Genomic DNA, 14,379 nt, shown 5'->3' on the forward strand with positions numbered 1-14,379 from the left:
TAGCACAGCCTGGCGGATCTCGGTGTTTTTAGCAGAACATGATAAAGTGGGGGTTTTCCAGCCTATAACATCCGGGGTGCTAAATGGATAAGTCCACAAAAGAGCTGTTAGCGCAGGCAGAAAAGCTGTGCGTGCAACGCAATGTGCGCCTGACTCCGCAGCGCCTTGAAGTATTACGTTTGATGAGCCTGCAGCAGGGCGCGATCAGCGCGTACGATCTGCTTGATCTGCTGCGCGAAAGCGAGCCACAGGCTAAACCACCAACGGTGTACCGCGCGCTGGATTTCCTGCTGGAACAGGGCTTTGTGCATAAAGTTGAATCGACAAACAGCTATGTGCTGTGCCATCTGTTCGATCAGCCAACCCATACGTCGGCCATGTTTATCTGCGATCGCTGCGGCAGCGTGAAGGAAGAAGGTGCGGAAGGCGTTGAAGATATTATGCATACGCTGGCAGCCAAAATGGGCTTTGCGTTGCGTCATAACGTGATTGAAGCGCACGGCCTGTGCTCAGCCTGCGTAGAGGTAGAAGCCTGTCGACACCAGGATGAGTGCCAGCACGACCATTCGGTACTGGTGAAGAAAAAGCCGCGTTAACGGCAAAAGAAAAGGCGGCCCGAAGCCGCCCTCAGGGGGAGTAAAGGATTACCAGCGATAATCGTTACGGGTTTCCCAGTCTTTCACTTCGTTTTCAGCACGATCTTTCTCGTAGCCGTAACGTTCCTGAATTTTACCCACCAGCTGATCGCGTTTACCTTCGATGATGGTCATATCATCATCCGTCAGCTTACCCCACTGTTCTTTCGCTTTACCTTTGAACTGCTTCCAGTTGCCGCCGATTTCGTCTTTATTCATAATCGTGTCCTCGTGTTAAGCGTCTGTAAGTTTCGCCCGCTTCGTTCTTTTCTGCTGGACGTGATTATTATTGTAGTTAAGGATCCGGCAGTTGTTTTTATATTCGGAATCTTTAACCGTCACGATATATCGTGGCGGGAAGGCAACCAGGTGTTATTTCGCCAGTGACGATGCCAGATAAAGGCCAGCGACAGACCACGTAACGCGAGGAAAACCGCCAGAGCCAGCCACAAACCGTGGTTGCCCAGATACGGCAGCGTCAGTAACGTCAGACCAAATCCCGCCGCAGCGACCGCCATGCTATTGCGCATCTCCGCACCTCGCGTCGCGCCAATAAACATGCCGTCCAGCAGATAACACCACACGCCCACCACCGGTAAGATTGCCTGCCAGAAGAGATAGTGACTCGCCAGTTCGCGCAGCGATGGGAGGGAGGTGAGTAAGGCAACGATCTGTTCACCCAGACAGGCGTAAATGAGTGCAAACGCCAGCGCCACCAGGCCTGACTGACGACAGGCGGCCCGCCACACCTCGCGGAGCTGGCCGCTTTCGCGTGCACCATACGCTTGCCCGGAATGGGCTTCAACGGCATAGGCAAAGCCATCCAGCGCATACGCGGTAAAGGTGAGCAGCGTCATCAGGACCGCATTAACCGCGACGATCTCCGGCCCAAGTCGCGCCCCAAAGACCGTCAGCGCGCCAAAGCAGAGCTGAAGCAGTAACGAGCGCAGCATAATGTCGCGGTTAAGCGCCAGCAGCGTGCGGATATTACCGCGCCACGCGGTTTTGAGCATCGCAAGCGAGATACCGCGCAGGGCCAGCACGCGCCAGACCATCCACAGGCCGATGAAAAAGGTACCGTATTCTGCAATTGCCGTCGCCAGCGCGGCGCCCTGCACGTTCATATGCAGACCCATCACCAGCCAGACATCAAGCACGATGTTGAGAAGATTGCCTGCCACCAGCAGAATGACTGGCGCACGGGCATACTGCACGCCGAGTAACCAGCCAAGCAGGACCAGGTTCGCCAGTGATGCAGGCGCGCTGAGCCAGCGAATTTCAAGGAAGCGTCGCGCCTGCTCAAGTACCGCCTCGCTCCCGCCAACGACATGCAGCGCCAGATCAATCAGTGGCGTGCGCAACACCACGATCAGCGCACCCGCGCCCAGTGCAAGGATCAAGGGTTGTACCAGCGCTCGCGCCAGACGCAACGGATCTTTTGCGCCGTACGCCTGAGCCGTAAGCCCTGTGGTACTCATGCGCAAAAAGAGCAGCAGCATAAAAAGGAAGCTGGTTGCCGTCGCGCCGATCGCGACGCCGCCCAGATAAACGGGGGAATCCAGATGACCAATAACAGCCGTGTCTACCAGTCCCAGCAGAGGGACGGTGATATTGGAAAAAATCATTGGCAGTGCAAGACGCCACAATGCCTTATCTGATGTCGTCAGCAGTGACATGAAAAATACCGGCAGTGGAGATTGAATCAGGCTACGGCAGGTCCGTAGCCTGTTATGACATGATTACAGCCATTCACCGTTGCGGATAACCCCAACAGCCAGCCCTTCAATAGAGAAGTTATGTTCGCGGAGATCCACCACAATCGGGGAGAACTCGTTGTTTTCAGGCAGTAACTGGACGGTGTTACCCTGCTTTTTCAGACGCTTAACGGTAACTTCATCGTCAATACGCGCGACCACAACTTGCCCGTTGCGCACGTCCTGGGTTTTATGAACTGCGAGCAGATCGCCGTCCAGAATACCGATATCTTTCATCGACATGCCGCTGACGCGCAGCAGGAAATCTGCGCTCGGTTTAAACATGCCCGGGTCAACCTGGTAGTGACCTTCAATATGCTGTTGTGCCAGCAAAGGTTCACCTGCCGCGACACGGCCCACCAGCGGAATGCCTGTCTCTTCTTCCACCAGCAGACGGATGCCACGCGAAGCGCCCGATACAATCTCAATGACGCCTTTACGCGCCAGCGCTTTCAGGTGTTCTTCGGCAGCATTCGGAGAACGGAAACCCAGACGCTGAGCGATCTCCGCACGCGTGGGTGGCATACCCGTCTGGCCGATATGATCCCGGATGAGATCAAACACCTCTTGCTGCCTGGTCGTTAACGCTTTCATTCCGCCCCCTGGGTGTATATACAGTTATGCTGTGAGTATATACAGTCAAAGGCGATTTTGGAACCAAAAACTGCACAAAAAACCAGGGACTTAATTATTTCTCGAGGCTTATCGGAAATGTGACCAAAGCAGCGTGACCCAGGTGATGACCGCAGTGATAATCGCCAGCAATACGGCAGCAGACCCCATGTCTTTCGCCCGGCCGGAGAGCTCATGGAAATCAGAGCCGATACGGTCCACCACGGCCTCAATAGCGCTATTGAGAATTTCCACTATCATCACCAACAGCACGGAGCCGATCAACAAAACGCGGGTAATCGCATCAACATCAAGGAAACAGGCGATAATCACCGCGATGATAGCGGCGACGCCCTCCTGGCGAAACGCGGCTTCATTGACCCACGCGGCACGGAAACCTTTCCATGAATAGCCGGCGGCTTTGATGATTCGGGTTAACCCAGTGGTATTATTGGCCATTAAAAGAACCTTTTAATTAAAATAGCGTCAGTAACAGTAGGCGCAGCGTGTTTCGCTGCTGCCTGAAGTATGACGGGTAACAACAGAAATTTTGCGCGCTTTCTGTTATCCTTGCGCCGCAATTGCATTATTAACCAGAGGCTTTACATCGTTTATGTCCGGCTGGCCACGAATTTACTACAAATTACTTAATTTACCATTAAGCGTCCTGGTAAAAAGCAAGTCTATCCCAGCGGAACCCGCGCTGGAATTGGGGCTCGATACGTCACGCCCAATTATGTACGTTTTGCCTTATAACTCGAAGGCAGACCTACTGACGCTTCGCGCCCAGTGTCTGGCGCATGATTTACCTGACCCGCTTGAACCCCTCGAAGTCGACGGCACTCTGCTGCCGCGCTATGTGTTCATTCACGGCGGGCCGCGCGTGTTTACCTATTACACGCCAAAGGAAGAGTCCATCAAGCTTTTCCACGACTATCTCGACCTGCACCGCAGCAATCCGGGTCTGGATGTGCAGATGGTGCCGGTATCGGTGATGTTTGGTCGTCGCCCGGGCAGAGAGAAAGGTGAAGAGAACCCACCGCTGCGCATGCTTAACGGCATTCAGAAATTCTTCGCGGTCTCCTGGCTGGGACGTGACAGCTTCGTGCGTTTCTCCCCGTCCGTTTCGCTGCGCCGTATGGCGGACGAACACGGCACCGACAAGATTATCGCGCAGAAACTGGCGCGCGTGGCGCGTATGCACTTCGCCCGTCAGCGTCTGGCTGCCGTCGGCCCGCGTCTTCCTGCACGTCAGGACCTCTTCAACAAGCTGCTGGCCTCCAAAGCGATTGCCAGGGCCGTTGAAGACGAAGCGCGCAGCAAAAAGATTTCCCATGAGAAAGCACAGCAGAACGCTATTGCGCTGATGGAAGAGATTGCCGCGAACTTCTCTTACGAGATGATTCGTCTTTCCGATCGTATTCTGGGCTTTACGTGGAACCGCCTCTATCAGGGAATCAACGTTCATAACGCCGAGCGCGTACGCCAGCTGGCCCATGATGGCCATGAGATTGTCTATGTCCCCTGCCACCGCAGCCACATGGACTATCTGCTCCTCTCCTATGTGCTCTATCACCAGGGTCTGGTACCGCCGCACATCGCTGCCGGCATTAACCTGAACTTCTGGCCAGCCGGCCCGATTTTCCGTCGCCTGGGGGCGTTCTTTATTCGTCGTACCTTTAAGGGCAACAAGCTCTACTCCACCGTATTCCGTGAATATCTTGGCGAGCTGTTCAGCCGCGGTTATTCCGTTGAATACTTCGTGGAAGGGGGTCGCTCCCGTACCGGTCGTCTGCTCGATCCTAAAACCGGCACGCTGTCGATGACCATTCAGGCGATGCTGCGCGGGGGAACCCGCCCGATCACGCTGGTACCCATCTACATTGGCTACGAGCACGTGATGGAAGTGGGCACCTACGCCAAAGAGCTGCGCGGTGCGACCAAAGAGAAAGAGAGCCTGCCGCAGATGCTGCGCGGCCTGAGCAAGTTACGCAACCTTGGCCAGGGCTACGTCAACTTTGGCGAGCCGATGCCGCTGATGACCTACCTGAACAACCATGTTCCGGAGTGGCGCGAGTCTATCGATCCTATCGAAGCGATTCGCCCGGCCTGGCTGACGCCTACGGTCAACAGCATCGCCTCTGAACTGATGGTGCGTATTAACAACGCCGGTGCGGCAAACGCCATGAACCTGTGCTGTACGGCGCTTCTGGCCTCTCGTCAGCGTTCACTGACCCGTGAACAGCTTACGGAGCAGCTGGATTGCTATCTGGATATGATGCGCAACGTGCCGTACTCGGTGGATTCGACCGTACCGGTAAGCACGGCAAGCGAGCTTATCGAGCATGCCCTGCAGATGAACAAGTTTGAAGTCGAAAAGGACACCATCGGCGACATCATCATTCTCCCGCGTGAGCAGGCGGTGCTGATGACTTACTATCGCAACAACATCGCGCATATGCTGATGCTGCCCTCGCTCATGGCGGCCATCATCACCCAGCATCGTCGCATCTCGCGTCAGGAGCTGTTGCGTCATGTTGAAACGCTCTATCCAATGCTGAAAGCGGAGCTGTTCCTGCGCTGGGACAAGGACGAACTGGCGACTGAGCTGGATAAACTGACCGAAGAGCTGCGTCGTCAGGGGCTGATTACCGTCACGAACGACGAGCTGCATATCAATCCGTCACGGTCCCGTACCCTGCAACTGCTGGCGGCGGGCGCGCGTGAAACGCTGCAGCGCTACGCCATCACCTTCTGGTTGCTGAGCGCGAATCCGTCCATTAACCGCGGTACGCTCGAGAAAGAGAGCCGGACGCTGGCACAGCGCCTGTCTGTTCTGCACGGGATTAACGCCCCGGAATTCTTCGACAAAGCGGTCTTCAGCTCTCTGGTGCTGACGCTGCGTGATGAAGGGTTTATCAGTGATACGGGCGATGCCGAGCCGGAAGAGACGCTGAAGGTGTACCAGATGCTGGCCGAACTGATCACGTCTGATGTGCGTTTAACGATTGAAAGTGCGACGCAAGGCGAGTGAAGCGTGCAGCGGTCTGATGACCTGTGATGAAAGCAAAAACGGCAGCCTTCTGGCTGCCGTTTTTTTACGAAAAGTAGCTCATCGCCAGCCCTAAAAACAGCACCAGACCGACATAGTTGTTATTCATAAACGCCTTGAAGCAGGCTTCACGCTCCCGTTTCGCAATCAGCTTCTGCTGGTAGACAAACAGCATTCCCGCCACCAGCACGGCCCAGTAAAACGCCCAGTTGAGCCCGTTCAGGTAACCCATCGTCACCATCAACGCCAGCACCGCAACCTGCAGGATACCGATGATCAGCTTGTCATGACGTCCAAAGAGGATCGCCGTCGATTTAATGCCAATCTTCAGGTCATCGTCGCGGTCTACCATCGCGTATTGCGTGTCGTATGCCACGGCCCAGAGAATGTTCGCCAGGAACATCAGCCAGCAGCTTAACGGGACGGACTCACTCACCGCTGCAAACGCCATCGGGATCGACCAGCCAAACGCCGCGCCCAGCACCACCTGAGGCAGGTGGGTGTAGCGCTTCATGAACGGATAAACCCAGGCCAGAGCCAGGGCCGCGACTGAAAGCAGAATGGTCATGGTGTTCAGGGTTAACACCAGCAGGAAAGAGAGCAGCACCAGTACGATAAACAGCGTACGGGCCTCTTTTTCGGTCACTTGCCCGCTGGGCAACGGACGATGGGCCGTACGTTTTACGTGCCCGTCGAATTTACGATCCGCATAGTCATTGACCACGCAGCCCGCCGCACGCATCAGCCAGACGCCTGCAATAAACACCCCCAGGATCCACAGCGGCGGTACCCCTGGTGTTGCTACCCATAACGCCCATAGGGTCGGCCACAGCAGCAACAGCGCGCCGATGGGTTTATCTGTACGCATCAAGCGGTGATAAGCCAACAGCTTATTCTGCGTCAGGCTCCACTCCATTTTTTCTTCCTCTTAGTACAACGGCGATGCCGGTAAAAAAAGCTCCGTCAGTATTAACGGTTTACCGCTCAGGCGAAGGCGGGAACGACGCCCCCACAGTTCGGCATCGCGACCAATCTCAATAAAATCCCGGGTAAGCTCGGACGACGTGAAAAGATAACGCCCCAGCGGCGTATTCCCCAGCCGTTGTAGCGCCAGCTCTGGCCCGGAAAGGGTGGACTCGGGAACAACCGTTCGTCCGGCAAGCCATGGCTCACCGTCTGCACAGAGTAAAATTTCGCGCAGCCAGTAGCGTTCTTCCTGCGGCAACAGGGGCAGCTCAGAGGCGATCTCAGCGCAAGAGACAAACCCTTCCTGAACCAGGGTTACCGTAACGGTTTTGCCCTGCTGCTCGAAACGTTTAGTCATGGAATCTTCCAGCAGCAGCCAGTCCAGTTGCTCCGGGTCAAGCGCAGGTATTTGGTCGAAATAGCGCAGCGCACGCAGTTGCGTTAGCGCGGGGTGTGACATGCCAGACTCTCCGATACATAACGTAATGGCATTGTATCGCAGAAAAGCGGATTGAGGGGGGCCAAACGTTATTTAACGATCACGATCTCAACAAGAGCGCAACAGCGCGTGTGACACCAAAAAAAGTGCGCCCACTCAGGCGCACTAAACTACTAACAAATCAGCACTGTGGGGAAACGGTTACCCCTTGCCTTTTACACTGCTGATAAAGGTGGAACGGGCAGTGGTTGAACCTAAACGTTCGGCTTCATCAAGCAGTTTCAGCGCTTTGTCGACATCGCCGCGCTTCACCGCCTGCTTAATGGCGTTATTGAAGTATTCTTCGGTGTCGTTCAGTACCGGCTCGGCTTTCTTCGCCGGAGCTGGGGCTGGGGCTGCGGTTGCAGCCGGAGCCGCCGCCGTAGCAACGGGTGCGGCATACACAGGCGCAGCAGTGTTCCCCACCGTGACCGGGCCTGTACCGGATGAACCAAACAGAGGGCCAACCAGTACGCTGGAAGCACTGTTTGTTGAGACTTTCAGCTTCAGCAACCCGTCGGTGACATGACGCGCTAACGGATCCGGGATGTCCGGAACAGAGTTACCGGTTCCTTTGGCATAGGCTTTTGCCGGATCGGTGAGCTTAGTGGTCTGCTGCAAATCTTTGTCCGTGGTGAAGACCAGGACATAAATCTTCTGCTGTCCCAGAGCAGGCGTCAGGCGCATTTTGCCTTCGAGGCGGTCAGCGCTCATGACGCCAGGTTCCTGGTAGCCAAAATAGTCGCTCGGGAAGAAGGCAGATGGCGTCAGGTTTTGGTCCAGAATCAGTACGTTAGGCGCAAATACGCTGGTCTGCTTGCTTACTTCGCTGGTCAGCGTCAGGGTCAGCTCACCAATATTGGCCGGGACGCTGAAAGCGGCAACCGGACCGGCAATCCCCGGCACGTTAAGCTGTTGGCCTGCCGCAGAAAGTTGGGTTGACTGGGTTTTGGATTGGTCAACCGGCGTCCAGGTCAGTTGCTGGAGCGCCGCCGCCGGGATGGCAGGCGCAGCGCTGGTATTTTGTGGCACGAAATTGACATCTGCGAAGGTGATCGCCGGAACACAGGCCAGCAGCCCCGCAGAGAGGCACAGCGCGACGAGACTTTTCTTCATTTTCATTGTTATTACCTCTGATAGCGTGAGCACTGCGGTGGCCAGGCAATAGCGCGCAGCACCCTAAGGATAGAGGGGCTTGCGCCCCTCTTTTTAGGTCATTACGTCAGGTCTACCGAATTACCACCAGATTTCCATCTGGGCACCGAAGGTCCACTCGTCGGAGTCGCCACGGCTGAAGGTTTTCGCGGAAGTGTCGCTATACGCTACGCCAGAGGTGTAACCTGCGCCTGAGTCGTTGTTCGCATAGCCCCATTTCTCATCCCACTTCGCGTAGGTTGCGAAGACACGGATAGCCGGGCGAGACCAGATGCTGTCGCCTGCCTGCCATTGCTGTGCCAGGGTGATTTTGTATTGGCTGTTTTTCTCGTCAGTTTTCTGAGACTTAACGTTGTCGTAGCCCACTTCAAGCAGGGTGCTCATGATTGGCGTCCATTTGAACATTGGACGCACGCCGACAGTCCACCACTCTGTACCATTGTTGTTGTCACGATCGATATTCTGGTACATACCGACGTACATCAGGTCCCAACGGTCTGCCAGGGTGATTGCACCGTGGTCCAGCACACGCCACATGGAACCGTCGTTATCAATGCTACCGCCCTGCGGAATACCTTTGCCGTTAGAGGTCATGGAGTCCGTACCGTACTGCAGCACGAACTTGTTGAAGCCTTTCAACATGCTCTGGGTGTGTTCAGCGGTGAACAGCCAGCCATCTTTAGAGGCGCCAGGCTGCAGATAGTAGTCGTCAGGAATGTTGGTGTGACCATAGTCAACACCCAGTTCCAGTGTACCACCCGGGTTGGTTTCCAGGCCGGCCAGACGGACGTCGAAGACATCGTTTGGTACTACGTTGTCATAAATACGGTCGCCGTTCGCATCACGATCGGCGAAGGTTGCAGAACCGCCGGACTCAGAAGAACGGGTCGCGGCCAGAGACAGTTTACCGAAGCCCAGATCGATGTTTTCGATACCCGCACCAGGACCAGAGATATCCCAGTAGTAGAAGTCGATCATGTGGACGTCATGACGCTGATAGAAACGCTTACCGGCCCAGATGGTGGAGCCTGGCAGCCATTCAATCAGGTTTTTACCCTGCACGTTTGCTTCACGGAAGGCCGGGCTGGTGGATTCCCAGTCATTCTGCTGAGAAACGGAATACGCAACGTTAGTGTCGAAATAGAAGCTCTTATCGCCCTCTTTCCACACTTCCTGACCCAGTTTCAGTTCGGCGTAGGTTTCACATTCGTTACCAAGACGGTATTTACTTTGTGCACCGGTTGCCTGGAAACATTGTTGTTCACCGCCACTCCCGGTCCAGCCAATGCCAGAACGAGCATAACCTTTAAAGTCCACGGCACCCGCGTGTGCAGACAAAATGCCTGCCGTCACGGCGATTGCCAGAGGAAGTTTGCGCAGAGTAATCATCATTCTATCTCCTGAGATCATTGCTTTTCTTTGTAATTGGAATGCTTAAACGCCTGGCTCTTTGTGCAACCGACGACATGCGGTGCCATCCTCACGGAACAGATGGCAACGCTCTGGCGGCAAACCGATAGCGAATGTGGCACCCTCTTCTACCAACACCACGTCATTCTGGCGGTAGACCAGGTTCTGACGGATGGCGGGGATCTGGATATGAATCTGTGTTTCGTGACCAAGTTGTTCGACGACCTGAACGTCACCTTCCAGCGTCACATCGGCGATGTGGCTCGGCAGTAAATGCTCAGGACGAATACCGAGGGACATATTGGCCCCCACCTGTACGTTGGCGCTGTCGACCGGCAGCCACACTTGCTGACGGTTTGGCAGCTCCACCTGTACCTGTTCAATGGCTGTCGCGGTCACTTTGACGGGCAGGAAGTTCATCTTTGGCGAGCCAATAAAGCCCGCAACAAAGCGGTCTGCCGGGTAGTGATAAAGCTCCAGCGGTTTACCCACCTGCGCCACGCGACCGGCGTCCAGCACCACAATTTTGTCGGCCAGCGTCATCGCTTCGACCTGATCGTGGGTGACGTAAATCATCGTGCGGCCAAGACGTTTGTGCAGACGGGAGATTTCGATACGCATCTGGACGCGCAGGGCGGCATCCAGGTTAGAAAGCGGTTCATCGAGCAGGAACACACGCGGTTCGGCGACCAGCGTACGGCCAATTGCCACACGCTGACGCTGACCACCGGAAAGGGCTTTTGGTTTACGCTCAAGCAGGTGTGCCAGCTGTAACACTTCCGCCACCTGCGTGACGCGCTGGTTAATCACCTCTTTTTTCGCGCCCGCCAGCTTCAGACCGAAGGACATGTTCTCGGCTACGGAAAGGTGGGGATAGAGTGCATAAGACTGGAAAACCATGCCGACGCCACGTTCGGCAGGCGGAATGTCATTCATTCGGGTATCACCAATCAGCAAATCGCCGCTGGTGATGGTTTCAAGACCGGCAATCATACGCAGCAGAGTTGATTTACCGCAGCCAGATGGGCCGACAAATACCACGAATTCACCTTCGTGGATGTCCAGATTGATGTCTTTCGACACCACAACGTCACCCCAGGCTTTCGTTACATTACGCAGCTGTACGCTCGCCATGCCCTTCTCCCTTCGTTACAACCTGTCACCGACAGAAACATTCAAGATAAGTTCACTATGGGGTATCCATTACTTTCGTGAATCCTCCACCCCCCGGCTTTTTTATGGGGGAGGAGGCGGGAGGATGAGAGAGCAGGCTCTGCGACCGCCGCTGGAGGGCTGAGGCGAAATTCGTGAAGCCACCTGCAAAATTCACTGTGTTTTTATGTGCGCCAGCACTCATAACTTAAATTTATGTAACGGAGATCACACAAACGGGGGGTGGGGCGTAGGGGTTGGGAGGATGGAAAGAGGATGTCAAATAAGGAGACTGAGTCACGTTGAACCACCTCAGTGTATCCACGAGCACATCACCAAAAAAGGATGGCAGATATGAAGATCAAGACTGGCGCACGCGTTTTCGCATTGTCCGCCCTTGCAGCAATGATGATTTCCGCACCGGCTCTCGCCAAAATTGAAGAAGGTAAGCTGGTTATCTGGATTAACGGCGATAAAGGCTATAACGGCCTGGCCGAAGTGGGCAAGAAATTCGAGAAAGACACCGGTATCAAAGTTACCATTGAACACCCGGACAAACTGGAAGAGAAATTCCCGCAGGTGGCTGCAACGGGTGACGGTCCGGACATCATCTTCTGGGCACATGACCGTTTCGGTGGCTACGCCCAGTCGGGTCTGCTGGCTGAAGTGACGCCGGACAAAGCTTTCCAGGACAAACTGTACCCGTTCACCTGGGATGCCGTTCGCTATAACGGCAAGATCATCGCTTACCCAATCGCGGTAGAAGCGCTGTCTCTGATTTACAACAAAGACCTGGTACCCAACCCACCGAAAACCTGGGAAGAGATCCCGAAACTGGATAAAGAGCTGAAGGCGAAAGGTAAGAGCGCGCTGATGTTCAACCTGCAGGAACCGTACTTCACCTGGCCGCTGATTGCTGCCGACGGCGGTTACGCGTTCAAATTTGAAAACGGCAAATATGACGTGAAAGACGTGGGCGTGGACAACGCTGGCGCGAAAGCAGGCCTGACCTTCCTGGTTGACCTCATTAAGAACAAACACATGAACGCGGATACCGACTACTCCATCGCAGAAGCGGCGTTCAACAAAGGCGAAACCGCGATGACCATCAACGGTCCGTGGGCCTGGACCAACATCGACAAGAGCAAAATCAACTACGGCGTAACCCTGCTGCCAACCTTTAAAGGCAAGCCGTCTAAACCGTTCGTTGGCGTGCTGAGCGCAGGTATTAACGCTGCCAGCCCGAACAAAGAGCTGGCGAAAGAGTTCCTGGAAAACTACCTGCTGACCGATCAGGGTCTGGATGAAGTGAACAAGGACAAACCGCTGGGCGCGGTTGCGCTGAAATCCTTCCAGGATCAGCTGGCGAAAGACCCACGTATCGCGGCAACCATGGATAACGCCCAGAAAGGCGAAATCATGCCGAACATCCCACAAATGGCAGCGTTCTGGTACGCCACCCGTACCGCCGTCATCAACGCAGCAAGCGGTCGTCAGACGGTTGATGCTGCGCTGAAAGATGCTCAGGGTCGTATCACGAAGTAAGGCTTTTATCCCCTCTCTCCCCTGCGGAGAGAGGGAGAACAAAATGTGTTGTAGAGGAAGAACCCCATGGATGTCATTAAAAAGAAACACTGGTGGCAAAGCTCTGCCCTGAAGTGGTCTGTAATGGGTCTGCTGTGTCTGCTGGTGGGTTACCTTGTTGTTTTAATGTACGTACAAGGGGAATATCTGTTCGCCATCATGACGCTGATTTTAAGCTCTGCTGGCCTGTATATTTTCGCCAACCGTAAAGCCTATGCCTGGCGATATGTTTACCCGGGCGTGGCCGGGATGGGCCTGTTTGTCCTGTTCCCGCTGATTTGTACCATTGCTATCGCGTTCACCAACTACAGCAGCACCAACCAGCTTGCGCAGGAACGCGCCCAACAGGTGCTGATGGACCGCTCTTATCAGGCGGGCAAAACCTTTAACTTCGGCCTGTATCCTGCGGGCAGCGAGTGGAAGTTAGCACTCACTGACGAAGAAACCGGCAAAAATTATGTCTCTGACGCTTTCAAATTTGGCGGCGAGCAGAAGCTGGCCTTAAAAGAGGCTGCGGCCCTGCCGGAAGGCGAACGCGCTAACCTGCGCATCATTACGCAGAACCGTCAGGCGCTGACGCAGCTTACCGCCCAACTGCCGGACGAAAGCAAAGTGACCATGAGTTCACTGCGCCAGTTCTCCGGGACACAACCGCTCTATACGCTGGCGGACGACGGCACGCTGACCAACAACCAGAGCGGCGTGAAGTACCGTCCAAACAACGACATTGGTTTCTACCAGTCCATTACGGCTGATGGCAAATGGGGTGATGACAAGCTCAGCCCGGGCTACACCGTGACGATAGGCTGGGACAACTTCACCCGCGTCTTCACCGATGAAGGGATCCAGAAACCGTTCTTCGCCATCTTTGTCTGGACCGTAGTGTTCTCCATACTGACGGTGATCCTGACCGTTGCCGTGGGCATGGTGCTGGCGTGTCTGGTGCAGTGGGAATCTCTGAAAGGGAAAGCCATTTACCGCGTGCTGCTTATTCTGCCGTATGCCGTCCCGTCGTTTATCTCGATTCTGATTTTCAAAGGGCTGTTTAACCAGAGCTTCGGTGAAATCAACATGATGCTGAGCGCGCTGTTCGGCATCAAACCGGCCTGGTTCAGCGACCCAATCACCGCCCGCTCGATGATTATCATCGTGAACACCTGGCTCGGTTATCCGTACATGATGATCCTGTGCATGGGCCTGCTGAAGGCGATTCCGGACGATTTGTACGAAGCCTCGGCAATGGATGGCGCGGGTCCGTTCCAGAATTTCTTTAAGATTACGCTGCCGCTGCTCATTAAGCCGCTGACGCCGCTGATGATTGCCAGCTTTGCCTTCAACTTTAACAACTTCGTGCTGATTCAGCTGTTGACCAACGGTGGGCCTGACCGTCTTGGCACCACCACGCCGGCAGGCTATACCGACCTGCTCGTCAGCTACACCTACCGTATCGCCTTCGAAGGCGGCGGCGGTCAGGACTTCGGTCTGGCGGCAGCGATTGCCACCCTGATCTTCCTGCTGGTTGGCGCTCTGGCGATTGTGAACCTGAAAGCAACACGCATGAAATTCGACTAAGGAGGGCAC

The 14,379-nt window shown here is 55.1% G+C and carries 13 protein-coding genes; 4 read left to right on the forward strand and 9 right to left on the reverse strand.

Translation table 11 applies throughout. The annotated features are described in order from the left end of the window. The first annotated feature begins 83 nt into the window (after nt 1–83). Entirely contained in the window at nt 84–596 is a 513-nt protein-coding gene (zur, locus tag F8561_RS01765) for a zinc uptake transcriptional repressor Zur (RefSeq protein WP_014168206.1), read from the forward strand. Between the two features lie 48 nt (nt 597–644). Here zur and F8561_RS01770 read toward each other — a convergent pair whose 3' ends face one another. The 4 genes from F8561_RS01770 to F8561_RS01785 all read right to left on the reverse strand — a co-directional run bounded on the left by F8561_RS01770 (nt 645) and on the right by F8561_RS01785 (nt 3,460). Next, nucleotides 645–854: a CsbD family protein gene (locus tag F8561_RS01770; protein WP_014168205.1), complete on the reverse strand. Its 210-nt coding sequence runs from the start codon at nt 852–854 to the stop codon at nt 645–647. Between the two features lie 119 nt (nt 855–973). Continuing rightward, a complete protein-coding gene (dinF, locus tag F8561_RS01775) occupies nt 974–2,311 on the reverse strand; it encodes an MATE family efflux transporter DinF (protein WP_014168204.1) in 1,338 nt (445 codons plus the stop codon). Between the two features lie 63 nt (nt 2,312–2,374). After that, nucleotides 2,375–2,983: a transcriptional repressor LexA gene (gene lexA / locus F8561_RS01780; RefSeq protein WP_014168203.1), complete on the reverse strand. Its 609-nt coding sequence runs from the start codon at nt 2,981–2,983 to the stop codon at nt 2,375–2,377. 108 nt (nt 2,984–3,091) lie between these two features. Continuing rightward, nucleotides 3,092–3,460, reverse strand: coding sequence for a diacylglycerol kinase (locus F8561_RS01785; protein WP_014168202.1), 369 nt, complete (start codon nt 3,458–3,460; stop codon nt 3,092–3,094). Between the two features lie 154 nt (nt 3,461–3,614). On the opposite strand from F8561_RS01785, the gene plsB reads away from it, so the two are divergent. Next, a complete protein-coding gene (gene plsB / locus F8561_RS01790; RefSeq protein ID WP_020882845.1) occupies nt 3,615–6,035 on the forward strand; it encodes a glycerol-3-phosphate 1-O-acyltransferase PlsB in 2,421 nt (806 codons plus the stop codon). A 64-nt stretch (nt 6,036–6,099) separates the two neighbouring features. On the opposite strand, the gene ubiA is transcribed toward plsB, so the two are convergent. The 5 genes from ubiA to malK form a co-directional block, all read right to left on the reverse strand. Further along, entirely contained in the window at nt 6,100–6,969 is an 870-nt protein-coding gene (gene ubiA / locus F8561_RS01795) for a 4-hydroxybenzoate octaprenyltransferase (protein WP_025206398.1), read from the reverse strand. A 12-nt stretch (nt 6,970–6,981) separates the two neighbouring features. Next, entirely contained in the window at nt 6,982–7,479 is a 498-nt protein-coding gene (gene ubiC, locus F8561_RS01800) for a chorismate lyase (RefSeq protein WP_014168199.1), read from the reverse strand. Nucleotides 7,480–7,659: 180 nt separating this feature from the next. Continuing rightward, on the reverse strand, nt 7,660–8,619 hold the full coding sequence (gene malM / locus F8561_RS01805; RefSeq protein ID WP_063157170.1) for a maltose operon protein MalM: 960 nt from the start codon (nt 8,617–8,619) through the stop codon (nt 7,660–7,662). Between the two features lie 114 nt (nt 8,620–8,733). Continuing rightward, the gene (locus tag F8561_RS01810; protein WP_020882848.1) at nt 8,734–10,044 is read right to left on the reverse strand and encodes a maltoporin; all 1,311 of its coding nucleotides are present in this window, start codon (nt 10,042–10,044) and stop codon (nt 8,734–8,736) included. A gap of 42 nt (nt 10,045–10,086) precedes the next feature. Continuing rightward, nucleotides 10,087–11,196 carry a maltose/maltodextrin ABC transporter ATP-binding protein MalK gene (malK, locus tag F8561_RS01815; protein ID WP_014168196.1) on the reverse strand — a complete coding sequence of 370 codons (1,110 nt, stop codon included), beginning with the start codon at nt 11,194–11,196 and terminating at the stop codon, nt 10,087–10,089. Nucleotides 11,197–11,568: 372 nt separating this feature from the next. Here malK and malE point away from each other — a divergent pair, with 372 nt between their 5' ends. Further along, nucleotides 11,569–12,759 (forward strand): maltose/maltodextrin ABC transporter substrate-binding protein MalE, encoded by a 1,191-nt coding sequence (malE, locus tag F8561_RS01820; protein ID WP_020882849.1) that lies wholly within the window; start codon nt 11,569–11,571, stop codon nt 12,757–12,759. A 66-nt stretch (nt 12,760–12,825) separates the two neighbouring features. Beyond that, entirely contained in the window at nt 12,826–14,370 is a 1,545-nt protein-coding gene (malF, locus tag F8561_RS01825) for a maltose ABC transporter permease MalF (protein WP_020882850.1), read from the forward strand. The last annotated feature ends 9 nt before the right edge of the window (nt 14,371–14,379 follow it).

This window comes from Enterobacter sp. 198 (assembly GCF_009025585.1).
In the GTDB taxonomy this organism is placed as follows: domain Bacteria; phylum Pseudomonadota; class Gammaproteobacteria; order Enterobacterales; family Enterobacteriaceae; genus Enterobacter; species Enterobacter ludwigii.